Consider the following 24,913-nt stretch of genomic DNA (forward strand, 5'->3'; position numbering starts at 1 on the left):
CCGCCAGGCCACCCCCTCCGACCTGCGAGGACAGGATGGAACTAGCTCAGTGGGCCGATCAGCCGCAATTCCGTCAAAGCCTGGGCGGTTCAGCGTTCTTTGACCGGTGACGACGGGACACCGTTGAAGATCCACCGAGCACGGATCCGCACCACTCACGTGGCGACGCGCGACCGCAGGGCCTGGACCGGTCAGGGCCGGGCGACCATCGACCCGAACCACAGCCCGCAGGTCGAAAGCGATCACTATCTGACCGCGACGACCCCGTCCCAGCAACGGGCGGTGGAGGCCACCATCGAGGACGCCCAGCATGACCTGCTGCGCCGGGCTCACCCGCCGACCGTCATCACCGACGAGGACGCCGCGGCCTTGGCCCGGGACTACCCGCAGCTGATCGCCGATCTCGAGCTGGACGACACCGTGATCGCCGAACTGGTCGGCGGGGAACGTGATGTGTTCACCGCCGCCTGCGCCGACCAACTGTCCGGGCTGCACGGGCCGAAGGGCAAACCGTGTCCAGCCCGGCCCTGGGTGTGTCTGCTCTGCCCGCTCGCGGTGTTTGCGCCCCGGCACGCCTCCAACCTGCTGCGGCTCAGGGTTTTCTTCTCCCGGCAGTGGCAGCAGATGCCCGCCGCCCACTTCATGGCCGTGTTCGGGCCGTACTCCCAGCGGATCGGTGAGGTCCTGGACCGATTCGACCCGGTGCTCCTGGCGGCCGCGGCCGCGAGCGTCGGCGGCTGTGACGAGGAGCTGCCGCTGCGGCCCGAGGAGGCCACGCGATGACCGCGATTAGTGTGTTCGCCGCCCCGTCGGGAGCTGCCGGTTCGGTATTCGCCAGCGCCGATGTCTGCCGGGAGGCCGGTCTCAACCTGCCCGAGGGAGTACGACGTCCGCTCTTTGAGGACGACCTGTGGGACCTCGCCGAGGTTGTCGGCCTCCCGATCTCCCTCGCGCTTCAGCACCGGCGGTTCAACTTCGCGCTCATCCACGACCGGCGATGGCGGCTGGTCGCCAAAGAGCTGATTATGGCGTTGCTCGCCCCGGGGCACGAGGCGGTGGCGTCACTACCGCGGGCCTACCGGGCGACACACCACGTCAGCACCTGCCACGGCCGGCTCGCTGAACTGATCCGGTTCGCCAAATGGCTCACCGGCCACGGCGTGACCAGCCTGCAGGACCTGAGCAGCGACGACTGCGACGCCTACCTCGCTCATCGCCGCTACCAGCGCGATCAGGACGACGTCATGGTCGGTGAACGAGGGTCGGGAACCCGGCGGCTGGCCGCTCTGATCGTGACCGACCTGCTGAACTACCGAGAACTGTTCACCGCTGATCGCGTCCCGGCAGATCTACGTCCGTGGGGCGGCGCGACACCGTCGGCGATCGCCGAGGACACCTCCGGGAACGGGCAGAACAAGACCCCGCCCGCCAACAACGAGGTGCTCCAGCCGATGCTGGCCGCAGCCTTGCACCTGGTGAACATCATCGGCCCGCAGGTCGTGGTCCTGGCCGGGCAAGTGCGCGCCGCCGACCAGGAATGGTCGGCCAGGAGCGAGGGCCTCAAGTCCCCGTCCCGGGTTCCTCTCGCTGAGATCACAGAAGTGCTGGCCGGCTACGAACGCGCGGGGCGGCCGCTCCCGGAGATGCAGGACCGCCACGTCCAGGACCGGATCAAGGCCGGTTGGTCGGCGAACGACCCGCTGGCCCCGATCGCGTTGAGCGTCCTGATCCGCCAAGCCGGGTTCCGCCAGTTCCACACCGCTTGGCTGCCGCACCTGCGCGCCCCCGTCGAAGCAACACTCAAAGTGGTCGGGTCCGCGAGGCCCTTCGGTTGGGATACGGCGGTCGTCGACCGCGCCGATGACCAGGGGGCGGTGCCCTGGACGCTGCCGCTGCACAAGGAACAGGCAAGCGCCCTCGCCTACATCGTCCGGACCGCCTGCATCCTCGTGCTGGCGGCGACCACCGGGATGCGCGCGAGCGAGCTCATGGAACTGAAAGTCGGTTGCCGCCGCCCGCCCGAGCAGTACGCCCCCGGCCTGGTTCGCTACCGGCTGGCCAGCAAACTCATCAAGGGCCAGCCGCTCGGCGGCACCCACGATGAATGGGTCGTGATCGATGCCGCCTACCAGGCCGTCGCGCTCGCCGAGCAACTCCACAACGACCCAAGCGAAGGAGCACACCTGTTCGGCCGGTTCCACTTCGGCTCCCGCTACCAGGGATTCCGTCAGTGGGTGAACAACCCGGCAGGGCAGCGCCTGGGACTCAGCCCGATTCCCGAAGACCGACTGAACATGAGGATGCTCCGGCGGCGACTGGCCATAGAACTCGCCTACCGACCGGGAGGTCTGCTTGCAGCGAAGATCCACCTACGCCACGTCAGCACCGCGACTACTGAGGGTTACGCATCGCGTCCGGGTGGAGCCCAAGCCGAGCTACTCGCCGAGGTCAGCGACCACGAACAAGAACGCAACCTGGCGCTGGTGCTGGAGGAGTTCCGAAACTACCAAGCCGGGATCCTGCCCGCAGGGCCAGGCGCACGAGACCTCACCGAGTTCTTCGCCCACGTCGATGCCGAACTCGCCCCCGATGCGGCCCAGGCCGTCGGGGCGCCACGGGTCCAGGCCAGCGACCGAGACGTCCTGAACCTGCTGACCAAGCGGGCCAGGACCCTCCACCTGGGCGCAGCCAACTACTGCTGGTTCGTCGACCCCGCCCGGGCTCTATGCCTGAAGCTCGCTGGCACCCCGCACGCCGACAAACCGCTCGCAGGAATGTGCGACTCAGCCCGCTGCCCGCAAGCCACCCACCACCCCTGCCACCGGCCCGTCTGGGCCGACCACACCGACCGGACCAAGACCTTCCTCGGCGGCCTCGGCGCGACCCGCAAGACCGAGAGAACCCGTCTCCAAATCGAATACGACCGGTCCGCGCGCGTGCTGGCCGAGATCGACGCAGCCACCACCACCAGAAAGTAGACATGCGACTCACCGCTGAACAACGTCAACAGAACGAAACCAAGATCCGAGCCGCCATGGACAAGATCCTGCGCGGTGACATCCCACCCGGCGGAAAATCCGACATCAAGACCCTCGCCCGCGAAGCGGGCGTCGATCGCACCGCCTTCTACGGCACCCGCCCCTACGTTCACCTCCGCACCGAGTTCGAGCGGCGCCTCCAGGCACTGCAAGACGCCGGCGAAATCCCCGACCCCCGCGAGGCCCAGATCGCCCGGCTCAAGGCAGAGAACACCAAGCTCAAGGAACGGCTGACCCAGGCCGCGCAAGAGGTCGATCAGCTCACGGACTTCCGCACCCAGGCCCTGGCCCGGCTCGCCGCACAGCACGAGGAGATCATCCGGCTCCGCGAAGCCGCCGCAACAACTCGGGTCAGCCGCCTGCCGCCGCCCCGAACCACCGCCATCGGGACATGCAGTTGATACCGCATACCCGACAGGGTGCTCGCTCTCGCATGCTGAACGTAGACCTCACCAGCGATCAGACCGGGTCCTCGTCAGTCAGCGAAGGCATCGCGCGTGGACGCAGGACCATGAGCGAGCCTTCCAAGGTCGCCACCATGGCAAAGGGAAACCGGTCGACCTCAAGACAGAGCGCAACGTCATCAGGATGGACCCCTTGACGCACCCCCTCCGCCAGTTCGGCGGCGGCGCGCGACTCCGCAGCGCGGCGGAGGAACTCAGCAGCATCCGTCCCAGCCTCGGTGGCCCTCCGAGCGATGTATTGAGCGCACGCCAGATCTTCATCGGCCTGCCCATCGTCGCCAGTGACCACGAACGTGACACTGTCACTCTTGCGCGTCCGCAAGAGCCGAGCTGTTGCCTCCGCCACCACGAAGCTGGCGCACAGCACCAGCGGCGCCTCCTTGACCGCAAGGGCGCCGACCGTCCCTGCCGTGGTTTTCTGCACAACGGTCCGTCCGCCAAGGTCGATAGACCGCAGCAGGCCCGGCGAGTTGACGGCGTCGAACCCGGGCGCGGGCGGACCGTCTTTGAGCGCCACCCAATCCGGGTGGCGAGCCTTGAGCGCCAGGGCTTCGTCCAGCGACTCAGCAAGAACGATCTTTTCCGCCCCCTGGGCAAAGGCCCAGGCAGCCACGGTGAAAGCACGCATGACGTCGACGACGACCGCCACGGACGGGGCTTCGACCAGATCAGCGATACCAAGGAAACGAGTGTCCATTCCGGTCATGATCGCGCATGCCCGACCCGAGGCACCCAGAGAGTGATACGCGTCACATCGACGGCCTCGGAACGCAACACCTCCGGCTGCCTGCGTCGCGAAAGCAGTCCGCAACGACACACCTGCTCAATCGCCACACGGGGTCACCCGCACACGGCCTCTGCGGACACAAGGCGGACCCTGGCCTGGCACATCGCCCGCCGTCCCGGCGGGCTGGTCGCCCTGGCCATCCAGTACGGGCACCTGCGTACCGCGATGAGCGGCCACTACGCTTCCCGCGGCCGTGACGGGATCCATGAGCTGCTCGACATCGAGACCGCCCGCGCAACCGCCGACACCCTCACCGCCCTCAACGAGGATCTCGCCGCCGGCGGCGCCGTCTCCGGCCCCGCCGCCCGCCGGGTGATCAACGCCGCGGCGCAGGCCCCTGATTTCACGGGAGCGATCATCACGGCCAGGGACGCACGCAACCTGCTCGGCAACCCCGCCCTTGCCGTCCACGACAACCCCGGCGGCCTTCTGCTCTGCGTCTATGACCCGCACAAGGCACTATGCCGACGCGAAGGACAGCAGGACACACCGAGCCTGGACCGCTGTGTTGCCACCTGCGCCAACATCTCGCGCACGGACCGGCATGCCGACCTGCTGATCCGCAAGGCCGAGCTCCTGGAAAAGCAGGCCGGCGGCCTGGCACCCGAACCGCTGGCCGAACGGCTCCGGGCACGGGCCGGCATCCTCCGCGCGCACGCCGAGCAGCACCACCAGACCCGCATGACTACACAGGAGAACTCCCGATGACCGCGCTGGACGAACGTGACCGCATCCGCGCCGCCATGGACCGCATCCTGGCGGGAACGCCTCAGCACTCCAGCGGCGCGCTGACGGTCGTCGCGCTCGCCCAGGAGGCCCAGGTCCCGCGCAACGCGCTCACCCAGCGGCACGTTGACCTCAAGAACGCCTTCTACGACGAAATCAGGAGCCGGAAGGCCGTCCCCGAAAGCGAGCTGAGGCTCGGGCGGCGGCTCGCCAGGCTCAGCAAACTGCGGGACGCGGAGGCCGAAGAACTCAGGCAACTCAAGATCGACAACGAAGCGCTCGTCGGGGCCCTCCACCAAGCCCAGATGGAGAACCGGAAACTCCGGGAGGAACTGGCGGCTCCAGGCCCGCGGCTCCGGGCGATCCCAGGCCACCCGCGCCCGGAATAGACGGCGAACCGGCATGCAGCCGCCACCGTGAGCGGCTGCATGCACCTGACGCGATCGTCGGCGGCAGGTCAAGAGGCCTCCGACTGCACCACGCGGACTGCCCGGTAGGCGCGGTCCTGTCATCATGGTTCGAGCACGACGAGTGGCTCTTGTGTCTCAGGTGCACTGTCTATGCCCAGCCGAAATGCTTCATGACGGCTTCAATGCCGCTCTGCAGTTGGTTCTGTTCGGCGTTAGTCAGCGGAGCCTGGTCGCAGTATGCTCCGACGAACGCTTCCCGGACGGGCTGGCTTGTCGGTCCCCAGTCGTGGAAGCGGGTTCCGAGCAGGGCTGTCGCCTTGGCGAGGTCCGACACCCTTGAGCGGTAGGTCACCTCCTCGAAGTCGAGGACGGCCGTGATGCTCGTGCCGTCATGAAGGACGTTGGCGGACCGGAAGTCATTGTGAACGAGCCGCTCATGCCGGGCCGACGGGCCGCTGCCGATGCGGTGGGGGTAGGCGGCCATCGCGTCGTGGAGCGTCGCCAGCATGCGGCCAGCCTCGGTGACTTGCGCTGGATCTTCTACATCGAGGAGATCGCCGTCGATGACGGGAATGACGCCGAGCGAAACGTTGTCCAGCTCTACTCGAAGGCGACCATCTCGTGCCGGAATCGGAGCAGCAACAGGAATGCCGCGGTGGTGAAGCCACATGGTGAGGGTCGTCGTATCGGCCAGGCGCTGGAATAGCTTCGAGGCGACGGACCATTTCGCGATGAGGCGCCTGTCATCGGCCGTGATCCACGCCAGCAGGTTTCCGCCGCTGATGACCAGGCGATCGCAGTCATCAACCGTGATGGTCCAGGTGTCCCAGAGGGTGTCACCCATCCAGTCGGCCGCGGAAACAGCATCGGCGAAGCCGAAGCGCTGGCTTAGAGCTTCTTCGGGGTCAGCTGACTCCCACAGCATGCTGAGCTGAGGCGTGATCTTCATGGTCTAGTAGACCACCACATTGGGTCGCGCCGTCTGGTTCTGTTCGGGAGAACCGGTCCGCACACGGCACTAGGCCGCGAGGACTGATAGTCAGAAGTTCAACACGCTGGACTTGACAGAGAAGATGTCCACGCTGACCACGCGCCCACCTGAGCCGACGATCTCGGCCAGGAGCGCGGCATTTTAGCCGCCTGAACCGTACTCGAGCACATTCATGCCTGGCCTGATCTTGGCCTGTTCGATCATCCGGGCTTGGAGGAACGGTGCGCTGGTCGAGGAGATCAGCACCCCATGCTCGTCCGTCTTGATCGCCACCGACTCGTCGGCGTTGTAGGCAACCTCCATCGGGGTGCCGGCCGGGACGAACTCGTGCCGTGGCACCGCGCGGAACGCAGCCTCAACCTGGGCTGATGTGATGTGCCCGGCGGAGACGAGCTCGTCCGCGAGCTGGTCGCGCAGCTCGGCGGTGTGGTCAGCAGTCGCTCTTGTCACAGGTAATCCCTCTCTGGGTGTACGGAGTCGATCACTGGGGGAAGCTCAGTGAGGCGCTCAGCCTGGCACTTTCTCCGGGGATCTCTCCCCGTTGGCGCGCAGGGGGTGAGACGTGGCGGCACGCTGAGGCGCGCTCCACGTGCCGCCGCGGGTTCATGAGGTCGCCGTGACCGGCTTGGGCCCGGCGTAGAGCTGCTGGGCGAGCTGAAGGGCGACGCGCTGGAGCTCCTCGACGGCGGCGTGCTCGGCGGGCTCTTCCTGGAACTGCTTCCCCCAGCAGTAGGTTGTGCCGGCCGGGTCGGTCCAGACGGTCAGCCCTGTGGGGATCACCAGGCGGGGCACGCCCTCGTCGTAGGACATCGCCGGATAGATCCGGTGGACGTGCAGTTCCAACCGCAGAGCCTGGAGCGCCTCGACGGCGGCCGACCGGGTGATCTTCGCCTGCAAGTGGTCCCCACCGGGTGTGCCGTAAAACGGGATCACGGCTGCCTCCATTGTGGTCGACGCGTCCTCGCGGGCCGGGCGCCGGCGCCCGGCCGGTAAGGCGAATGGAACCGCGGGGCGCGTGCCAGGGCCATCTGAGGCGGACGGTGGTCGGCCGGTGTCGGGGCGGGCGGGCTGGTCGCGGCCAGGGGCGGCAGGGTCTCGGGCCGGGCGAGCACCATGTGCTGCCACAGCTCGGCGGCGCTGCGGCCCTGCACCACGACGCATCGGTTGGGGTCGCTGCACTCCCACGCCTCCAGGCGTTGCCAGTAGGAGCTCCAGCGCACCAGCCAGGTCGGGGCCAGGGCCTGCACCTGCGCCGCGGCTTCTACAGCAGCGGCGTCCGGGCCGTGGTAGCTCATGGTTGACTCCTTCGTGCGTGAGGGTGTGGTCTCGGGATGTCCCACCCGCGGCGGCGCGGGGCCAGGGACATCCCGAGATCACATGGGAGGGCAGACCCTTCGGTGACTCCGCGAACATCTGGTGTGTGGGGCGGAGCCACGGCGGGGGCGCAGGTCTGCCGAAGGCTTGGGGTGGGGGGGCTCGCCATGAGCGCCAGGAGGTCACTGGGGGTCCACATGATGCCCCCGAGTGGCCGAAGCGAGTAGATCATCGGCCAGTAGCGGACCCCTGAGGATCGTGCTCACCACGGGTTGGGTGCGGAGTTGCTCGTACTGGTCGGCCAGTCGTGCGGCGGCGCGCGCCGGCCGTCTGGCGCATGTCCACAACGGTCTGCCGCGCGGCGTCTCTGAGCCGGGGACGACCCACCGGTATCGGTGGCCGTCCGCACGGACGACCAGGCCGACCCAGACGGAGATCAGCGCCTCCCCCTTCAGAAGGAAGGGCTGCACATCAACGATGATGCCGTGGCCACGGCCCAGCGCCGCGGCGAGGCTCAAAGCCATCTGGACAGCGGGAGGCAGATCGATGGTGTCAGGCTGGAACTCCCCCGAGAATGCGGAGTCAAGAGATGGCGCCGCAGCTTGCGCCTTCGGCCTGTACGCTGCAGCCGACCGTGGAACAGCTGTGCGCAGCACCTCGACGGCCAGCATCCCTGCGGGGATCACTTCCAGGTCGAACGTCTCATCGAGAGCCACGGTTGCGCCTCCGTATGTGATCGGCCCTGCCTTGCGCTGACCACCTACACCGTGACCGTGCAGAGGGTGACAGCACGACGACATACGGGTGTCATCTTCCGACGCTTGCGCGACATACTGTGCTGATGTCATGGCGCTCCAGCCGAATCTCGGCGTTACTGGAGAAGTGCGCGGCCGGTGGTGCCGCTCCTCCGAGGAGAAACGAAATGGGCCATCCCACGCTGCTCGCGTTGCTGGCGGCGCAACGCCACTGGACCTCGGCTGACGCCGTTGCCGCCTTCGGCGAGGTGGCTCAGAGCATGGGAAGCACGTACATAGTCAGCGAACGGCAGTGGGAACGCTGGTGCGCCGCCAAAGTCAAGGGCCTTCCTCGGCCATTGTGCTGCCGCATCTTGGAGAACCTGTTCGAGCGTCCCGTCCGTGATCTGTTCGCACCTCCGCCGCTCATGACTCCCCTGCCACCCCGGGGAGCTCCCACTGAAGGTGATCGCGCATACTGGAGAGAACCGTACGAATCCGGACCCCACGCGGGTTCCGCAGTCATCGACGAGGAGATAGTTACGGTCGCTGACGACTCGGCCCAGTTCACCCGCCGTATTCGCCGGGTGGACGAGCGCGCCCTTGACCAGTTCGACGCCGACGTGAGCCAGCTCGCGGTGGACTATCTGCGCCGCCCGCCGTACTTCGCGTTCCGCCGCGTCGCCGAGCTGCGCAACGAGGTATTCGCTGTGCTGGACAGCCGTCACCCACTTGACCAGGAACGGCGCCTCTACCTTGTGGCGGGCAAGCTGTGCGCGCTGCTTGCTCACATCAGCGCCGACCTCGACCACCCGCACGAGGCAGAAACACACGTCCGTACTGCCCTTGTGTGCGCCGAACTGGTCGAAGACGACAGCCTGCGCAGCTATGCCCGGTGGGTGCAGTCCAACGTCGCCTACTGGAGAGGCGACTACCGCCGCGCCGCCGACATCGCCCGCACAGCGCGTGAGGCCGCCACAACTGGATCAGACCTGCTGCGGTTGGTAAGCCAGGAAACCCGTGCCATAGCGGCGATGCGGGATCGTTCCGCGTTCGCTCAGGTCGTCGCAACCGCCATTGACGTCCGGGAAAACGCGGAGCCCACCGACGAGCCGGGCGTATTCCGCTTCAGCCCCGGGAAGGCCGCGTACTACGTGAGCGAGGCGTATCACGCGATGGGCAGTCCCGCGGACCTGCAGCTCGCCCAGCAGCAGGCACGGGAGTCGGTTCATCTGCTGTCCGCCGATCCCGACGACCAGGGGCCAAGCCTGCTTGCCGCCGCGACCCTCGACTTGGTGGCAGCACAGTTGACCGCCGGTGAATTGGACGGCGCCGCCGAGTCGCTTCGCGGTGTGCTCGACACCCGGCCGGAGTTGCGGACAGTCCCGGTCGTGCAGCGGGTCCGACGTATCGACCAGCAGTTGGCCCTTACCAAGGGCACGTCGCTCATCCTCGACCTGCGCGAGCAGACCGCGTTGTTCATCGCCCATCCTGCGGCCACCCCAGAGATCCCTGGCCGGTAGTTACTGCCTGCTGGCAGGATCTCCCCGTGACGATTCAGGTATCAGTATGCGGTCCGCGTGACTGCACAAGCGAAGACGAGTCCAACGCCCGCGAGGTCGGCCGACTGCTGGCGGAGCGCGGCGCGGTGGTGATCTGCGGTGGTTACACAGGGGTCATGGCCGCGGTGTCGGCCGGCGCCCGGGCGGCGGGTGGGACGGTGGTGGGCATTCTGTCCCGAGCGGACAGGGAGTACGCCAACCCAGACCTCTCCATCGTGATCCCGACTGGCGCTGGGGAGGCGCGAAACAACATCATCGTCAACTCGGGCGACGCCGTGATCGTCATCGGCGGATCGTGGGGCACGTTGTCCGAGCTGGCGCTCGCGATGCGCCGTGGGCGTGCTCCCGTGGTCCAGCTCGGTGGCTGGCAGCTCCTCGACCGTGAGGGGCGCCCCCTTGCCGGTGTCAGGCACGCTTCGTCTGCGGAGGAGGCTCTGGCGGTTACCGGGCTCTGGCCTGACCACTGACCTCTCCGGATCCCACTCGCCGGCCCTAACCTCCGGCAAGATTTTTTGCGCCGCGCTGCCACAAGAGCGGATCTATGATTCATAGATCCGGTATAACTTGCTGCCATGAGTGGGAACAGACGCGGACCAGACCCGAAGTGGGGGCCGATGGCGCCACCGCACCCCGTGCGCTTCCCGGAGGAACTTGCAGCCATGGTGAAAGCGGCTGCAAGGGCCCGGCACTGCTCGGTGAACGAGCTCGTCGTCACAGCCCTTGCCCGTGAGCTCGGCTACGACCTCAACGCGAAACCACCGCGGGTGTCCGAGCAAAAGCCCATCCCGCTCATCGACGAGCAGAGTCACGCCGCCGCATAGGCCACCAGGCCGACGCGGGGCGAAAGGAGACAGTCAGCCCCAGTAAGAACGGGCGACACCCGTAAAAACAAGCAGGGCCCTCGCGCAACTTCTTGGCGGTTGCGGCGCGAGGACCCTTCCAAACCCCGGCCCGGCGCGTGTCGGCTGGCGCTTCTGCGTGCCTGGCCGGTCCTAAAGGTCTGAGGCCATGTTAGACGATGGATCCTCGGGTCGGCCACCCACGCCCGAAAACAGCTTGTTCGGCGTGTCCCGACCCGTCTTCGCCGTTACCGCTACGACATACAGCGTTACGGTCGTTACCCGCCTCGACCCGGACGCGGTGATCCCTGATCACCTCGTCCGGGCGCCGTCGCGGCCGTTTTGGATGCGCGTCGTGCAGGAGCACCCTGACGCGGGTGGCCGGCGTGCGGACTGGTGGCAGCGCACGATGGCCGTGGTGTGGCAACTCGCCACGCGCACCGGCCCCGACCGGGTCACCTCCCCCAAGCTGGGCGCGACCTGGGCCGTGCTCGCCGAGGCGGCCGGGGTGTCACGGTCCACGCTCGCCGACCGGCTGCGCTGGCTACGGGAGTGTGGGCTCCTGGTCGTGCTCACCACCGGCTCCACGGCCCGCTACCGGCGCGGCACCATGTGCGGGCTCGCGGACGACGGGCTCGGCAACCTGGCCGCGGAGTACATCCTCACCCTGCCCGCCGAGGTGCTCGCCGCCCTGGACGACGCCGAGCTGCAGCAGGTGTTCCCCCTCGATGGGGGGCAGACCAAGTACGCCGGAAAGGGCTAATAGGGCTGGTCAGAGGTCACGACAGCAGCTGAGGTGTCACCATTTGCGTTGATTTGGTTGCAGTCCGATGAACTGTGCGGTGCGTTGTGATCATCTGTCGCTATGGTGTGCGGGTTCTGGAAGTGATCAGCAGGAAGGGCTCGCCGGTGACGTCGATCGAGCGGACCGCCTACCCGCAGTTCAAGCGCCTGACCTCGGCGCGGGTGCTGCACGTGTTCTTCACCCCGACGGCCGAGGAGACCGACTGGGCTCAGGAACTGGCCAGGAGTCCGCAGGCGCTGTTCGCGCTGGTGCTGGCGCTGAAGTGCTTTCAGAAGATGGCGCGGTTTCCCTCCCCGGAGGAGATCCCGCAGGTCGTCGTCGACCACGTGCGGCGCTGCCTGGGCCTGGCCGACGATGTCGAGCCCGACCACGGGGCCGCCAGCACAGCCAAATGGCACCGTAAGAAGATCCGGGCCCGTCAGGGCGTGGTCTACGACCAGCCCCGGGCCCGGGTGATCGCCGCCGAGGCCATGAGCAAGGCGGCGCTGGCCAAGAACAACCCGCCGGATCTGATCAATGAGCTAGTTCCATCCTGTCCTCGCAGGTCGGAGGGGGTGGCCTGGCGGTGTTGAGTGTGCTCTCTCCTGGTAGACGGCTGGGATCATGGGTCTCGATCGTCCGCCGGGGGCAAATGTGGATCTTCCGGCTTTCGTCTGCGCTGCCCGGCCTGGGGTCGTTATCGTCCGTGTCCTGGTGATCTCGCCAGGTAATCGTTGTCTTGTCGGCCGGGGGAAGCCATGTCGTCACCGCTGCTGGAGCGCATCACCATGCGCCTGGTCGCGCTGGGCACGCACGCCGATCGGTTGCGCGAGCAACTGGCCGAGACCGAAGACGAGATGGACCGGCTGCGTGTGGCCGAGCAGGTGGTCAAGGAACTCCTCGCCGACGATCCCGCCGAGCAGCTCAACGCACCCGGCGAGCCCGGCGGTGAGCCGACGCCGTTCTACCAGGTGATGCTCACCCCAGCCCAGGCAGCAGAGCAGGCCTCCCAGGGGATAGAGCTGCGCCCCATACCCGTACCCGTACCCGCGTCCGTGCCCGTGCCCGGCGGTTTGCTGATCCCGCACCGTCACCACGCTGCCGGCACTGATGAGCTGCCCGCCGACTACCAGGCGCTACTGGCCGCGGTACGCGCCGCCGACGGCCCCCTCATCTGCAAGGCGATCTGCGCCCAGCTCAGCCTTTCCACCGAATCGGGGCAGGTCGAAGGCGTGCGGGCCAAGCTGAACCGGCTGGCCGAGCGGGGCTGGCTGCGCAAGACCCCCAGCGGCGCGTTCGCCCCCTGACCTCGGGCGGCCCACTGCGCCCACTGCCGCTTCCCGCAGCCCCTGGCCAGGCCCTGCCCGGGTGAAACATCCCGAGCGTGTCCCCGGCGGGGGCCTGGCGGCGTGTGACCACAACCAAAACCACGACATCGACAACGTCGAAGGCTTCGACGTCCGCCGAAGACACGCCCTCGCCTGTCTACTCCTGCATGCTGCCGCTGTCCACCCAAACCCTCACCTTCCTGGCCGACCTGCTGCGCGCTCATCTCAAGACCATCGGCTCGCGCTGGCGGAAACTGCCCGCCGGGAAGATCGCCACCATCGTGCTGGCCGTCTTACGCCATGACCAGCGCCTGGCCGACATGGCCGGCGCCAACAACGTCTCGGCCTCCACCGTGCGACGCTGGATGCTGGAGACCGTCGAACTGCTCGCCGCCCGCGCACCCCGCCTGGACCGCGCCCTGAAGAAGATCGCCAAAGCCGGTGGTGAGGTCGTCCTGCTGGATGGCACCCTGATCCGCACCCGCCGCCGCACCGGAGCCGACAACCGCAGGAACTACTCGGGCAAGCACAAGGCCCACGGGCTGCTCGTGGTGGCGCTCACCGACACCCGCGGCAACCTGCTGTGGGTCTCCGCCGTCCGGCCTGGTCGCGCATCGGAGATCACCACCGCCCGGCACAACCGCCTCACCGCCCGCCTGCGCGAGGCCGGGCTGGGCGCTATCGCCGACCTCGGCTTCGTCGGCCTGGACGACGATGACGACAATCCGGTCATCATCACCGGCCGCAAAGCCACCCGCGGCAGGCCCCTCACCCCCGCGCAAAAGCAGGTCAACCGGCTCATCAGCGCCGAACGCGCCCCCGTCGAGCACGGCTTCGCCACGTTGAAGGCCTGGCGCATCCTCACCAAGCTCCGCCTGGACGCCATCCACGTCACCAAGCTGCTCCGCGCGCTGATGGTCCTGGCCATCACCGAACACACCCGCTGACCGATGATCACCCACCATGATCAGTACCCACCACCAGCCAGAGCATGCCCTCAACGGATCACACCAGGCCCCTGACCAGCAACTTCAAGTTGGAACGATCTCAATGTGGCGCTGGAGCGGCTGATCGAGGAGTCGCTGGAGTTGCCGGGCTTCACCACGCTGGATGAGATGGCCGCCCGGATCCGGGCGCGGGTCAACGCCGAGATCTTCGCCCGCATCTGCGAGCGTATGGGAGGCGATGGCCGAGAGCGCATCGGGGCTCTGCTGACCGCGGTCGGTCCGGATGGACGGACGTTGTTCAACCGGCTGAAGAAGCCGGCGCAGCGGGCGAGCTGGTCGCGGTTTCGCAAGCAGGCCGAGTACCTGGACGAGATCGACGCCCTGGGGGATACGGGGGCGTGGCTGGAGGGCATCGCGCCGTCGAAGATCGCTGATTTCGCCGGGGAGGCCGACGCCCAAGACGCCGACACCCTGTCGCGCTATGACCCGGTCAAGCAACTGGCGTTGCTGGCGTGCCTGCTGCACACCGCGCGGATGCGGGCCCGCGACGACCTGGCCGAGATGCTGTGCAAGCGGGTGGCGGGCAACCTGAGAAGGGCCCGGGCGGCGCTGGAGGACATCCGCGAGCGCCAGCGCACGGTCAGTGAGAAGCTGATCGGCACCTACCGCACCGTGCTGGAGCACCTGGACCCCGACGGCCCCGGGGCCGGGCGCGGGGCGGAGCGGGCGGTGGCCGCGGTGCAGCAGGCGGGCGGGTTCACCTCGCAGCTGGCCGACATCGAGTCGGTGGCGGCCTTCCACGGCGACAACTACGAGGTGCTGGTGCACCGGTTCTTCGCAAAAGACCGCCCCGTCATGTTCGACCTGGTGGCGAAGCTGGAGTTCAAGGCCACCTCGCAAGATGACTCGGTGCTGGTGGCGCTGGAGCACGCGCGGGTTCATGAAGGGCTGCGGCGCGACTTCATCCCGTTGCCGCCGCCGATCGCCGGCAGCGGCGATCCGGAGTCGGGGATCATGTTCGGGTCCGGCAACTGGCGGCGTGCCGTCACCGACCGGCACCAGCCGGGCATGGTGGCGCGCCGGCATTTCGAGGCGATGGTCTTCACCTACCTGGCCGAGGAGCTGCGCACCGGCGACATTGCGGTGGTCGGAGGAGGCGAGTACGCCGACTGGAGCGCCAACCTGCTGCCCTGGGAGCAGTGCGAGCCGCTGCTGGAGGGTTTCTGCGCCCAGGTCGGGCTGCCGGACACGGCGGCCGGGTTCGTCGCCCAGCTGCGCGGGGCGCATCTGGCCGCGGCCGCGCGCCTGGACGCCGAGTACGAGGACAACACCGACCTGGTGATCGCCGAGGACGGCACCCCGACCGTCAAGCGCCGCCGGGGCAAGGAGACACTGAAGGCCGCCGAGAACTTGGAGGCGGCGATCGAGCGGCGCATGCCCGAGCGCTCGCTGCTGGGAATCGTGGCGCGGACCGCGCACTGGCTGGGCTGGCACCACCACTTCGGGCCGGCGTCGGGATCGGATCCGAAGATCAAAGAGGCGTTGTTCCGGTATGCGCTGGCGATCTTCACCGGTGGGATCAACCTGGGCCCGTACGAGGCGGCCAAGCACCTGACCGGGGTCTCGGCCCGGGAGCTGTCGATGGTCCGCAACCGGCACATCACCATCGTCAAGCTGAACGCCGCCATCGCGTCGGTGGTCAACGCCTTCGCCGAGCTGGATGTGGTCAAGGCATGGGGGGACGGGACCACGGTGGCGGCCGACGGCACGCACGTGGAGACCTACATCGACAACCTGCTGGCCGAGACTTCGATCCGCTACGGAGGAGTGGGCGGCATCGCCTACCACTACGTCGCCGACACCTACGTGGCGTTGTTCTCCCGGTTCATCCCGTGCGGGGTGTGGGAGGCGGTGCACCTGATCGAGGGCCTTTTGGCCAACGAGTCCGACGTCCAGCCCTCCGTGGTACATGCGGATACGCAAGGCCAGTCGTTCCCGGTGTTCGCGCTGGCGACCTTGTTCGGGTTCGACCTGATGCCGCGGATCCGCAACTTCAAAGATCTGATCTTCTTCCGCGCCGACTCCCGGTTGACCTACCCGCACATCGACGCCCTGTTCGGCGACCGCGGCCGCAATGTGGTCGACTGGGAGCTGATCGAACGGCACTGGCGGGATCTGATGCAGGTGGCCATCTCCATCAGCGCCAACCGGCTGAGCTCGGCCACGCTGATGCGGCGGCTGCGTTCCAACTCCCGCAAGAACCGCATCTACAAGGCCTTCCGGGAGGTCGGCCGCAGCGTGCGCACCGTCGCCCTGCTGCGGTATCTCGCAGATCCAGGCTTGCGCGCCCGGGTGACGGCGGCGACCAACAAGGTCGAGACCTACAACGGTTTTTCCCAGTGGCTCGGGTTCGGCAACAACGGGGTGATCGCCCACAACGACCCCGACGAGCAGGAAAAGCTGATCAAGATGAACACCCTGCTGGCGAACCTGGTGATCTTCCACAACGCCCTGGACCTGATGGACGTGGTGCGCGCTCTGGTCGCTGAGGGCTGGCCCATCACCGCCGATGAGCTCGGGGCGATCTCGCCGTACCTGCGTGCCCACATCCGCCGTTTCGGCGCCTATGCCACCGACGAGATCGGCCAGGAGCCGGCGGCGTTCAACCCCGAGCTCAAGGAGATCGACTTCGATGCGGTCGGCCTGGCCGCTTGACGAGGTGATCGAGCCGATTCACTTCAGGAAATAGCCCTTCCGTGAAGTAACCTGGCTTCATGCCCTCCCCGACGCCCAGCTCGGCCGCTTCGGCCGCGGGGCCGGATCGCCGCAAAATCACTTCACGAAAGGTGATCGGCCTGCCGGTGGGACTCGATCCGGCCGAGGACGATCTCGGGGTGTGGATCGAGCACTACCTCGATCTCGCGGTGCGCGGAGTGCGCTCGGCCGAGGTGACCGGCAAGATCAGCCGCCATCTGGAGCGGCTGCGTGCCTGGATCACCACCGGGCTCGGGCACGCGCGCGTCTCGGCGATCACCGCCCGCGAGATGACCGCCTGGCGCGATCACCTGGCCGCCGCCGGGCGGCACGCGAAAGACGGCAGCGCGGCCGCCATGGCACCGGCGACCGTCAACAACCACCTCGCCCACGCCTCGGCGCTGTTCTCCTGGATCAGCGCCCACGCCCCGGCCGCCCTGCTGCCCAGCGGGGACCCGACCAAGCGCGTCGAGCCGCTGCGCCTGCCCGCCCCTGAGGTCCGCGCCCTGTCCGGCGCCCAGGTCCGCACCGTCAAGAACGTGCTGGACCGGCTGGAATCCTTCCACCAGCTGACCGGCCGCCGCCACCGCCGCCACCGCGGCGACCGCTCGACCGCCACGCACCGCCACGCCCGGCCGCTGCGCGACCGCGCCATTGTGCACACCCTGCTCGGCACCGGACTGCGCCGCGCCGAGATCGCCGGCCTGGACCTGGCCCAGCTACAGCCGCGCGATCCCGAGCACCTACGACAGGCCAAGAAGGCCAAGCTGACCGGGGTCCGCGGCAAGGGCCGCACCAGCCGCAGCGTCTTCCTCGGCCGCGACGCCCGCACCGCGCTGGCCGACTACCTCGAAGGCGAACGCGACGGCGACGCCACCGACGACTCCACCGCGCTGTTTTTGGCGGCCTCCTCCATCGCCGCCCGCCGACCCGACGGACGGCTGTCGCCGCGCTCGATCAACACCATCGTCGGCGAGATCGGCGCCATCTGCGACCTGCAGGTCGCAGGAGCCGACCGGCAGCTCGGCACGCTGCGCCCGCACGACCTGCGCCACACCTTCGCCTACCAGCTCTCCCAAGCCTCCGGCCACAATCGCGCCGAGCTGGAACGACGCCTGGGGCACTCAAGCGACCGCTACCTCAGGATCTACACCAACCCGCCCGACGACATCGCCGCTGCCTACGTTGAGGACTTCTGACCAGCCACGTCACGCGGGCCTTCGGCTGAGATCATTATGCCCTCTGACTTGCAGGTTGCGTCTTTGACGCTTACTTGGTCTGCCCCCGGATCTCCGACATATGATCATGCGCATATGAGCGACATCACCGAACCCTCGATCGCCCGGGTGGACGTCGTGCGCGAGACCCTCCACGGCGTCACGCTCGAGGACCCCTACCGGTGGATGGAAACCGAAGGCGAGGAGTTCCACCACTGGCTGGACGGCCAGGCCCGGCACGCCCGCGAGCACCTGGACGCCCTGCCGCACCGCTCCGGCCTGCTGACCCGGATCCGCGAACTGGGCAGTGCGCTCACGCGGTACTTCGGCCTCGCGATGGCAGCCGACAGGGTCTTCGCCCTGGTACGCGAGCCGGACGCCCGCGTGCCGGTGCTGACGGTGACCGAGGCCGACGGAGCGAGCAGGGTCCTGTTCGACCCCGGCACGGTGCCCGGCGACGGGCACCACGCCATCGACTGGTACGTGCCCTCCCCCGACGGCCGCCACGTCGCCTGCGCCGTCTCCGCCTCCGGGTCGGAGGACAGCTCCATCCACGTGATCGACGCCGACTCCGGCGCCCTCCGGGAGACGATCCCGCCCACGACGCGCTTCGCCTTCCTGAGCTGGCTGGAGGACGGCCGGTCGTTCGTCTATCACCGCTACGCAGAGCAGCACCTGTTGGACAGCCGCTCCTTCCTGCATCGGCTGGGCGCCGACCCGGCGCAGGATGCGGTGGTGCTGGCGCGCGGCCTCAACCCCCATGTCGAGCTGACCCCGCGGGACCGGCCTTTCCTGGTGGTGCCGCCGCACGGCGAGTGGATGCTGGCGATCGTCTCCCACGGCGCGCTCAGCCCCTGGCCCTGGACCGGCGAGCAGCTGAGCGACTGCACGCTGTACGTGGCGCCGCGCACCGGGCTGGCCGACCCGGCCGCCTGCCCGTGGCGGCTGGTCGCGGGCGTGGCCGACGGCGTGACCGCCTTCGCCACCAGCCACGACACCCTCTACCTGGTCACCCACCGGGACGCGCCGCGCTCCCGCGTGCTGGCCGTTCCGCTCGCCGCACCCGACCTGTCCCGAGCCCGGGTCATCGTGCCCGCGGGTGAGCGGGCGGTGGAGTCGGTGCGGGTGGTGGGCGACCGGCTGCTGGTGCGCGAACTCGACGGCGGCGTCAGCCGGATGCGGCACGTGCCCCTGTCCGGCGGCGAGCCCGCCGACCTCCCGATGCCGGTGGACGGCGCCATCCTGGAGTGGACCACCCACTCGACGCGGCCCGAAGCCCTGCTCCTGGTGGCCGGCTGGACCGACGCGCCACGGCTCTACCGCTACGACGGCCACTTTCTCCAGGACACCGGGCTGGCGCCCCGCTCACCGGTGGACTTCGGCGACGTGCACGCCCGCACCCTGTACGCGCCCGCGCAGGACGGGACGCCGATCCCGCTCACCGTCATCCACCACAAGGACCTGGAGCTGGACGGCGACAACCCGGCCGTGCTCACCGGCTACGGCTCCCACGGGTTCATCGACCTGCCGGAGTTCCGTCCCGAGATGCTCGCCTGGTACGAGCGTGGCGGCGTCTACGCCGTCGCGCACCTGCGCGGCGGCGGCACCTACGGCCGCGAATGGCACGAGGCCGGGCGCGGCGAGCGCAAGGAGGCCACCATCACGGACTTCATCGACTGCGCCGAGCATCTCATCGCCCTCGGCTACACCCGTCCGGGACGGCTGGCCGGCGAGGGCGTCAGCAGCGGCGGCATCCCCACCGGCGGCGCGCTGGTGCGCCGCCCCGATCTGTGGGCGGCCATGGCGATGCACGTGCCGACGGTGAACACCACGCGCAACGAGTTCACCGACAGCGGGCCGGTCAACGTGCCGGAGTTCGGCAGCGTCACCACCGAGGAGGGCCTGCGCGCCCTGCTGATCATCGACGCCTACCTGCGGGTCCGGGACGGCGTGCCGTACCCGGCGGTGCTGCTGACCACCGGCCTGCGCGACGCGCGGGTGCCGCCGTGGCAGCCGGCGAAGCTGGCCGCTCGCCTGCAGGCGGCCACGGCCTCCGGCCGGCCGGTGCTGATGCGCGTCGAGGAGCGCGGCTGGCACGGCGCCGGCTCGACCAGCGACCAGGAGCAGGCACTGCTCGCCGATGTGCTGGCCTTCATCCTGCACGCGTCCGACGGGTCATGATGACGACAGACATGTCGGGTACGGCACACGCACGCGCCCTCAGCCACCTCACAGCCCGGTCGATCCCGGCCTGCGTGTGACGCTCAACCTCCATCCCGACCGCCTGGTGGGCGAGCTGGCGATCCTCGACAGGCTGGCAAGGACGGCGTCTACCTGTCCCAGTTCGTCACCGGGACCGGCAACGGCGGCCTGACCGCCCATCCCGGCGGGGACAGGTGGCGCTGGGAGAGCCGCATCTTCGCGCGGGCGCCTACGACGAGGCGCCCGCGCGACAAGGTTGAGCAGACCGTCACCGCGTGGGTGGCGGCGCGCCGTCACGACGTCGTCTACCGCGGCAAAGCCGTCAAAGGGTCGTGGTGGCGGGCGCTCGCGACCAGAATCGAAGCGCACACCGATGAAGGGTCGGTAGACGACGGGCTGAAGCCCCCCGCGCGCTGGGGGTCCCGGTAGCAATGAAGAAATTTCCAACGAAGTAGCTTCTGACCTGCGGTAACCCCGGACTCTTTGGCTAAGGTCTCGATTCGCTTACGGTGCGGATCATGAGCGACGACGACCCTTGAGTTCAGCGGGGGCGTCGGCGTTGGGTGGGGTCGGCTTCAGCGGTTACGCGGGCGGAGGTCTCTTCACTGAGCCGCACGTAGCGGCCGAGGCTGGCCAGATGCTGGTGGCGGCTCTTGGCCTGCAGCTCCGGCGCGGTGCGGCCGGCTTGGGCCAGATGCTGGAGTGCGCTGTGGCGGAGCTGGTGCAGCGTCCAGCCCTGCCGGTGCGGGTCGAGTTGGGCCGAGGCGGTCTTGAACAGGTATTCGGCGCGCGGGTAGGACAGCCGCCCGCGCCCGGTGGCCGGGTCGATGTCGGCGGCCGCGGGCGTGCGCGGTCCGGATGCGGGGGCGCGCCGGTCGGCCAGGAACACCGGTCCCGTGGTACGGCCGGCCAACAGGCGGGGCAGCAGCCTGGCGGTGGGGGTGGCCCAGTGCACATACTCGATGGCGCCGCCCTTGGAGACGACGCGGGCGCGGCGGAATTCCAGGTCGAGGTCCTCGACGTTGAGGGTGAGGATTTCCTCGGCGCGGGCGGCCGTGTCGTAGAGGAGCCTCCACAGCAGTCGTTCCCGCAGGGCGTGCGCGGGGTCGGTGAAGAGCGTCTCCAGCCGGGCGCGCGGAATGGCACGGTCGCCGCGGCGGGCGGGCTTGCGGCGCTCCAGGCGCCGGGCCGGGTTGGTGGCCAGCAGCTCGTGACGCTGGGCCCAGGTGGTGAAGGAACACAGGGCGGACAGGTGCCGGTTCCAGGTGGCAGCGGCTGCGGCTGCGGCTTTCCAGCGGTCCATCACCGCGGCGTAATGCTCGGGGGCCAGGGCTGCGACGGGATGTGCCGGGCCGGTCACGGCGGTCAGCCGGGCGAGGGTCTCGGCGTAGCCGGCGCGGGTAGTGGCTGCGGTGATGGAGGCGAGGAAGCGCTCGACCGCGGCCATCGTCGTCATGCCGCTCGTCGCGCCGACCGCGGTAGGGGCCGGGTCGGGCTGGCCGGGGAAGGCCACGACGGACATGGGCACCCTCTGCCAGGCGATGTGACACATAACGTGGTCGAGTCGCTCGCGCGGCGGCGGACGCCGAGCTGGGCTGACACGACCCGACGAAGACCGGTGTGACAGATAATGCAAGTTCTGTGTCACACTTGCTGCGCCGACCTACCATGATCATCATCGGATCCCGGCTGCTGTGCACACGCTGCCGTGGCCGAAGTTCTTGCCCGATGACATCTGGTCGGTGCCACAAGCTGCGGTGCTGCGGTTGGCCAACCAGTTGGCGGTGTTTCCCTGCCGTGCTGGATGGGCGGCGGGCGCAGACCCAGAGCGATCATTAAAACTCAAGCCCGCCCAAGGGAGGATCCGGTCGATGACGTTCACGACGGAGAAGTACGCGACTGTCCGCGGGCTGCGTCTGGCCTGGCTGGGTGCGGGCGGGGACCGCCCGTCCGGGGACGGGGTGGTGCTGGCGCTGCACGGGCATTTCGGGCGGGCGCGCATGTTCGCGTCCCTGGCTGGCGCGCTGGGCCCGCGCCACCGCGTGATCGCCCTGGAGCAGCGCGGGCACGGGCACTCCGCCCGCGGCGATGGCGACTTCGGTCCGGATGCGTACGTGGCCGATGCCGCCGCGTTCCTGCGCGGTCTCGGCCTGGGGCCGGTGGTCGTGCTGGGCCACTCCATGGGCGGCGTGGTCGCGTTCCGGCTGGCCGCCCGGTACCCAGAGCTGGTCAGGGCGCTGGTCGTGGAGGAGGGCGGGGCGTTCAACCGCCCGCCTGACGTGCCGCACCCCGTGTTGGACGTGAGTGGGTGGCCGCGCCGCGCCGCCACCCTGGACGAGTTGCGCCGTGCCATCGAGGCGCTCGGCATCCCCGACGCCGGCTACTTCCTGGAGAGCGCTGTCGAGCACCGCGACGGCTGGGGGCTGCTGTTCGACTACGACGACATGATGGCCTCGCAGCGGGCGCTCGTCGGCGACTGGTGGGCGGACTGGCTCGGCTCGGACTGCCCGGCACTGCTTATCCACGGGCTGGACAGCTTCGTCTTGCCTACCGCCCTGGCCAGGCAGATGGCCGCGCGCCGGCCCGGCACCGTGCTACGCGAGTTCGCGGGCTGCGGCCACTGGGTGCACGACGACGATCCCGTGAGGTTCGCCTATACCGTCCGCGAGTTCCTGGACGGCCTGTGAGGTGCGTTCAGGTGGAGGGAGTGGACCTGTAACGATGGCTACTCCGTGCACGGGTCATTCTTACGCCGCCTCTTCCAGGGGGTGCCACCGGAATACGGCAGATTCGGGCCGCCGAGCCTCTGAACTGTGACGTTGTAAGCCCAGCCGCCCGTCGTCCGGAAACGTACACATTCTCGGACGACGGGCTCACCTACGCGAATGCCGTCCGAAAATCTACGTCCAAGAAGCCCCTGCCGCTCGACGGCCCATGCCAGCCGTATTCCGGTGGCACCCCAAGTACGAGCTGATCGAGGCGGAGAAGGCCAACCACGCGATCGCCCGGATGTGCTCCTGGCTGAAGGTGTCGCGCTCGGGCTACTACGAGTGGCGCGAGCGGCCGGCCTCGGCCACCGCGCAACGCCGGGCACTGCTGGTCCGGCTGGTGGCGGAGATCTTCGCCGACTCACACGAAACGTACGGCTACCGGCGGGTGCACGCCGCGCTGCTGCGCCGTGGCGAGCATTGCTCGGCCGAGTTGGTGCGCGCCCTGATGCGCGAGCAGGGTCTGACCCCGGCCCAGGTGCGGGCCTTTCGGCCGATCACCACCGTGCAGGGCGCCTTTCGCGGTATCCCCGACCTGGTTAGACGCGATTTCACCGCCGAGCGGCCCGGCACCAAGCTGGTCGGCGACATCACCTCATGGGAGAGCCACAGGGGATCGGGCAGGGTGCAGGTCGAGCTGTCGGCGGGTGACCACTCAGACATCACCGACTTTGTTTGAAGTCTTCATGTAGACGGTGGCCCCGCCGGCTGCTGGGTCTGCAGCCAGCTGGTGAGGTGTCGCGCCGCGAGCGCTATCCATGAGGGTGCTGCGCAGGCCCTGTGCTCGAACATCGGTCACATCACTTGAGGAGGGCCTGTTGCGCATCACCTGCGGGATCGACTGGTCGGAGCGACACCACGACATCGCGTTGCTCAACGCCGACGCTGCGATCGTGACCAGAGCCAGGATCGGTGACGACCTGGCCGGCTTTCGGCGATTGACTGAACTACTCGCCGAACACGCTGGGCCTGACGGGCCCACCTCCATCGAGATCGCCATTGAAACAGACAAGGGTCTGCTGGTCGCGGCCCTGGTGGCGGCCGGGTTCACCCTGTTTGCGATCAACCCCAGGGCGGTGGCCCGGTATCGGGAACGGCACGGGCAGGCCGGCGGTAAATCCGACCCTGGCGACGCCGCGGTCCTGGCCGACATCTTGCGCACCGACCGTCATCGGCACCGGCCGTTGCCCGCCGACACTAATCTCGCCCGCGGGGTGAAGGCGGTCGCTCGCCAGCATCAGGAAGCCATCTGGGCGCGGCAACAGACGGTGAACCGGCTGCGCTCGCTGCTGCGCGAGTTCTACCCGGCCGCGCTGGCGGCGTTTCCGATCCTGACCCAGCGTGCGGCATTGACGGTGCTGCGGGCCGCGCCCACGCCGCAAGCCGCGGCGAGGTTGACACCCAGCCGGATGGGGACGCTTTTGCGCAGGGCCGGGCGGCGTATCGATTCAGGGCTGCCGGAGCGTCTGTCGACTCAACTGCGCCAAGAGCAGCTGCGTCAGCCCGCCGAAGTGGAGCAGGCCTTCGGAGTTGCCGCCGCCGGCCTCATCGACGTCATCGTCGCCATGACCGGCGCCATTGACGCGCTGCAAGAGCAGCTCACCGGCCTGTTCACCCGCCATGACCAGGCTCAGATCGTCACCAGCATGCCAGGCCTGGGCACTGTGCTCGGCGCGCGAGTCCTGGGCGAACTCGGTGATGACCGCAGCCGCTTCACCGACATCGCCGGGCTGCGCGGCTTCGCGGGTACCGCTCCCATCACCCGCGCATCAGGCAAGACGAAGATCGTCTCAGCCCGGTATATCCGCAACCAGCGCCTGGCCGACGCCTGCCACTGGTGGGCCTTCGCCGCGATCACTAAATCGGCCGGCGCCCGAGTTCACTACGACCAGCGGCGAGCCGCCGGAGACACCCATAACGGCGCCCTGCGCAACCTGGCCAACAAGCTGCTGGCCAAGCTCTGGCACTGCCTGCACAACGGCGTGCTCTACGACGAAGCCACCGCTTGGCCCACACCTAGGGAAAAGATTGAATCAGCCGCCGCTTGA

General features: G+C 68.6%; 25 protein-coding genes and 1 pseudogene. 19 read left to right on the top strand and 7 right to left on the bottom strand.

What is annotated here, in order from left to right:
• Positions 1-159: 159 nt before the first annotated feature.
• Genes FHR32_RS41990 through FHR32_RS42000 form a run of 3 tightly spaced genes read left to right on the top strand, consistent with a single transcriptional unit; the run spans position 160 to position 3,439 of the window.
• On the top strand, positions 160-783 hold the full coding sequence (locus FHR32_RS41990; RefSeq protein WP_221466948.1) for a hypothetical protein: 624 nt from the start codon (positions 160-162) through the stop codon (positions 781-783).
• On the top strand, positions 780-2,978 hold the full coding sequence (locus tag FHR32_RS41995; RefSeq protein WP_184760146.1) for a site-specific integrase: 2,199 nt from the start codon (positions 780-782) through the stop codon (positions 2,976-2,978). Before FHR32_RS41990 ends, FHR32_RS41995 begins: the two co-directional genes overlap by 4 nt.
• A 2-nt stretch (positions 2,979-2,980) precedes the next feature.
• Positions 2,981-3,439 carry a hypothetical protein gene (locus FHR32_RS42000; protein ID WP_184760147.1) on the top strand — a complete coding sequence of 153 codons (459 nt, stop codon included), beginning with the start codon at positions 2,981-2,983 and terminating at the stop codon, positions 3,437-3,439.
• A gap of 58 nt (positions 3,440-3,497) precedes the next feature.
• On the opposite strand, the gene FHR32_RS42005 is transcribed toward FHR32_RS42000, so the two are convergent.
• On the bottom strand, positions 3,498-4,199 hold the full coding sequence (locus tag FHR32_RS42005) for a 2-phosphosulfolactate phosphatase (protein WP_184760148.1): 702 nt from the start codon (positions 4,197-4,199) through the stop codon (positions 3,498-3,500).
• Between the two features lie 42 nt (positions 4,200-4,241).
• On the opposite strand from FHR32_RS42005, the gene FHR32_RS42010 reads away from it, so the two are divergent.
• Entirely contained in the window at positions 4,242-4,997 is a 756-nt protein-coding gene (locus tag FHR32_RS42010) for a hypothetical protein (RefSeq protein ID WP_184760149.1), read from the top strand.
• Positions 4,994-5,404 (top strand): hypothetical protein, encoded by a 411-nt coding sequence (locus tag FHR32_RS42015; protein ID WP_184760150.1) that lies wholly within the window; start codon positions 4,994-4,996, stop codon positions 5,402-5,404. The genes FHR32_RS42010 and FHR32_RS42015 overlap by 4 nt, the downstream gene beginning before the upstream one ends.
• Positions 5,405-5,573: 169 nt before the next feature.
• Here FHR32_RS42015 and FHR32_RS42020 read toward each other — a convergent pair whose 3' ends face one another.
• From FHR32_RS42020 to FHR32_RS42040, 5 genes are all read right to left on the bottom strand, one after another.
• The gene (locus tag FHR32_RS42020; RefSeq protein ID WP_184760151.1) at positions 5,574-6,374 is read right to left on the bottom strand and encodes a phosphotransferase enzyme family protein; all 801 of its coding nucleotides are present in this window, start codon (positions 6,372-6,374) and stop codon (positions 5,574-5,576) included.
• Between the two features lie 183 nt (positions 6,375-6,557).
• Complete coding sequence (locus tag FHR32_RS42025) at positions 6,558-6,866, bottom strand: class I SAM-dependent methyltransferase (RefSeq protein ID WP_221466949.1); 309 nt, start codon at positions 6,864-6,866, stop codon at positions 6,558-6,560.
• A gap of 153 nt (positions 6,867-7,019) precedes the next feature.
• Positions 7,020-7,349, bottom strand: a complete 330-nt coding sequence (locus FHR32_RS42030; RefSeq protein ID WP_184760152.1) for a hypothetical protein — start codon at positions 7,347-7,349, stop codon at positions 7,020-7,022.
• Positions 7,346-7,711: a hypothetical protein gene (locus FHR32_RS42035; protein ID WP_184760153.1), complete on the bottom strand. Its 366-nt coding sequence runs from the start codon at positions 7,709-7,711 to the stop codon at positions 7,346-7,348. Before FHR32_RS42035 ends, FHR32_RS42030 begins: the two co-directional genes overlap by 4 nt.
• A gap of 201 nt (positions 7,712-7,912) precedes the next feature.
• Positions 7,913-8,446, bottom strand: a complete 534-nt coding sequence (locus FHR32_RS42040; protein ID WP_184760154.1) for a hypothetical protein — start codon at positions 8,444-8,446, stop codon at positions 7,913-7,915.
• 125 nt (positions 8,447-8,571) lie between these two features.
• Between FHR32_RS42040 and FHR32_RS42045 the strand changes: the two genes are divergently transcribed.
• The 11 genes and pseudogenes from FHR32_RS42045 to FHR32_RS45635 all read left to right on the top strand — a co-directional run bounded on the left by FHR32_RS42045 (position 8,572) and on the right by FHR32_RS45635 (position 20,526).
• The gene (locus FHR32_RS42045; RefSeq protein ID WP_184760155.1) at positions 8,572-9,987 is read left to right on the top strand and encodes an NsdA family TPR-like regulatory protein; all 1,416 of its coding nucleotides are present in this window, start codon (positions 8,572-8,574) and stop codon (positions 9,985-9,987) included.
• 26 nt (positions 9,988-10,013) lie between these two features.
• Positions 10,014-10,493, top strand: a complete 480-nt coding sequence (locus FHR32_RS42050) for a TIGR00725 family protein (protein ID WP_184760156.1) — start codon at positions 10,014-10,016, stop codon at positions 10,491-10,493.
• Positions 10,494-10,685: 192 nt separating this feature from the next.
• On the top strand, positions 10,686-10,847 hold the full coding sequence (locus FHR32_RS42055) for a hypothetical protein (protein WP_184760157.1): 162 nt from the start codon (positions 10,686-10,688) through the stop codon (positions 10,845-10,847).
• A gap of 373 nt (positions 10,848-11,220) precedes the next feature.
• On the top strand, positions 11,221-11,628 hold the full coding sequence (locus FHR32_RS42060) for a helix-turn-helix domain-containing protein (RefSeq protein WP_184760158.1): 408 nt from the start codon (positions 11,221-11,223) through the stop codon (positions 11,626-11,628).
• A gap of 146 nt (positions 11,629-11,774) precedes the next feature.
• Positions 11,775-12,242 carry a DUF4158 domain-containing protein gene (locus FHR32_RS42065; RefSeq protein ID WP_425584257.1) on the top strand — a complete coding sequence of 156 codons (468 nt, stop codon included), beginning with the start codon at positions 11,775-11,777 and terminating at the stop codon, positions 12,240-12,242.
• A gap of 165 nt (positions 12,243-12,407) precedes the next feature.
• Positions 12,408-12,956: a hypothetical protein gene (locus tag FHR32_RS42070; protein ID WP_184753076.1), complete on the top strand. Its 549-nt coding sequence runs from the start codon at positions 12,408-12,410 to the stop codon at positions 12,954-12,956.
• A 188-nt stretch (positions 12,957-13,144) separates the two neighbouring features.
• Positions 13,145-13,924, top strand: coding sequence for a transposase family protein (locus FHR32_RS42075; protein ID WP_184753075.1), 780 nt, complete (start codon positions 13,145-13,147; stop codon positions 13,922-13,924).
• 99 nt (positions 13,925-14,023) lie between these two features.
• Positions 14,024-16,639: pseudogene (locus FHR32_RS42080) on the top strand (Tn3 family transposase); the annotation flags it as partial.
• A gap of 59 nt (positions 16,640-16,698) precedes the next feature.
• Positions 16,699-17,877, top strand: a complete 1,179-nt coding sequence (locus FHR32_RS42085) for a tyrosine-type recombinase/integrase (RefSeq protein WP_184760159.1) — start codon at positions 16,699-16,701, stop codon at positions 17,875-17,877.
• Between the two features lie 114 nt (positions 17,878-17,991).
• Positions 17,992-20,076 carry a prolyl oligopeptidase family serine peptidase gene (locus FHR32_RS42090; protein ID WP_184760160.1) on the top strand — a complete coding sequence of 695 codons (2,085 nt, stop codon included), beginning with the start codon at positions 17,992-17,994 and terminating at the stop codon, positions 20,074-20,076.
• Between the two features lie 189 nt (positions 20,077-20,265).
• Entirely contained in the window at positions 20,266-20,526 is a 261-nt protein-coding gene (locus FHR32_RS45635; RefSeq protein WP_246468766.1) for a hypothetical protein, read from the top strand.
• Positions 20,527-20,638: 112 nt separating this feature from the next.
• Here FHR32_RS45635 and FHR32_RS42100 read toward each other — a convergent pair whose 3' ends face one another.
• Positions 20,639-21,619: a tyrosine-type recombinase/integrase gene (locus tag FHR32_RS42100; protein ID WP_246468731.1), complete on the bottom strand. Its 981-nt coding sequence runs from the start codon at positions 21,617-21,619 to the stop codon at positions 20,639-20,641.
• Positions 21,620-21,968: 349 nt separating this feature from the next.
• Here FHR32_RS42100 and FHR32_RS42105 point away from each other — a divergent pair, with 349 nt between their 5' ends.
• The 3 genes from FHR32_RS42105 to FHR32_RS42115 all read left to right on the top strand — a co-directional run bounded on the left by FHR32_RS42105 (position 21,969) and on the right by FHR32_RS42115 (position 24,913).
• Positions 21,969-22,784, top strand: coding sequence for an alpha/beta fold hydrolase (locus FHR32_RS42105; protein ID WP_184760161.1), 816 nt, complete (start codon positions 21,969-21,971; stop codon positions 22,782-22,784).
• A 247-nt stretch (positions 22,785-23,031) separates the two neighbouring features.
• Complete coding sequence (locus tag FHR32_RS42110) at positions 23,032-23,544, top strand: IS3 family transposase (RefSeq protein ID WP_184760162.1); 513 nt, start codon at positions 23,032-23,034, stop codon at positions 23,542-23,544.
• A gap of 139 nt (positions 23,545-23,683) precedes the next feature.
• Positions 23,684-24,913, top strand: coding sequence for an IS110 family RNA-guided transposase (locus tag FHR32_RS42115; protein ID WP_184760163.1), 1,230 nt, complete (start codon positions 23,684-23,686; stop codon positions 24,911-24,913).

It is taken from the genome of Streptosporangium album, assembly GCF_014203795.1.
In the GTDB taxonomy this organism is placed as follows: Bacteria; Actinomycetota; Actinomycetes; order Streptosporangiales; family Streptosporangiaceae; genus Streptosporangium; species Streptosporangium album.

Excerpts from the sequence above, each read along its gene's own strand:
- FHR32_RS42075 (WP_184753075.1), top strand. The coding sequence starts at position 13,145 with ATGCTGCCGCTGTCCACCCAAACCCTCACCTTCCTGGCCGACCTGCTG.
- FHR32_RS42100 (WP_246468731.1), bottom strand. The coding sequence starts at position 21,619 with ATGTCCGTCGTGGCCTTCCCCGGCCAGCCCGACCCGGCCCCTACCGCG.
- FHR32_RS42070 (WP_184753076.1), top strand. The coding sequence starts at position 12,408 with ATGTCGTCACCGCTGCTGGAGCGCATCACCATGCGCCTGGTCGCGCTG.
- FHR32_RS42085 (WP_184760159.1), top strand. The coding sequence starts at position 16,699 with ATGCCCTCCCCGACGCCCAGCTCGGCCGCTTCGGCCGCGGGGCCGGAT.
- FHR32_RS42035 (WP_184760153.1), bottom strand. The coding sequence starts at position 7,711 with ATGAGCTACCACGGCCCGGACGCCGCTGCTGTAGAAGCCGCGGCGCAG.
- FHR32_RS42015 (WP_184760150.1), top strand. The coding sequence starts at position 4,994 with ATGACCGCGCTGGACGAACGTGACCGCATCCGCGCCGCCATGGACCGC.
- FHR32_RS42045 (WP_184760155.1), top strand. The coding sequence starts at position 8,572 with ATGTCATGGCGCTCCAGCCGAATCTCGGCGTTACTGGAGAAGTGCGCG.
- FHR32_RS42000 (WP_184760147.1), top strand. The coding sequence starts at position 2,981 with ATGCGACTCACCGCTGAACAACGTCAACAGAACGAAACCAAGATCCGA.
- FHR32_RS41995 (WP_184760146.1), top strand. The coding sequence starts at position 780 with ATGACCGCGATTAGTGTGTTCGCCGCCCCGTCGGGAGCTGCCGGTTCG.
- FHR32_RS42090 (WP_184760160.1), top strand. The coding sequence starts at position 17,992 with ATGAGCGACATCACCGAACCCTCGATCGCCCGGGTGGACGTCGTGCGC.
- FHR32_RS42055 (WP_184760157.1), top strand. The coding sequence starts at position 10,686 with ATGGTGAAAGCGGCTGCAAGGGCCCGGCACTGCTCGGTGAACGAGCTC.
- FHR32_RS42105 (WP_184760161.1), top strand. The coding sequence starts at position 21,969 with ATGACGTTCACGACGGAGAAGTACGCGACTGTCCGCGGGCTGCGTCTG.
- FHR32_RS42110 (WP_184760162.1), top strand. The coding sequence starts at position 23,032 with ATGCCAGCCGTATTCCGGTGGCACCCCAAGTACGAGCTGATCGAGGCG.
- FHR32_RS42005 (WP_184760148.1), bottom strand. The coding sequence starts at position 4,199 with ATGGACACTCGTTTCCTTGGTATCGCTGATCTGGTCGAAGCCCCGTCC.
- FHR32_RS42020 (WP_184760151.1), bottom strand. The coding sequence starts at position 6,374 with ATGAAGATCACGCCTCAGCTCAGCATGCTGTGGGAGTCAGCTGACCCC.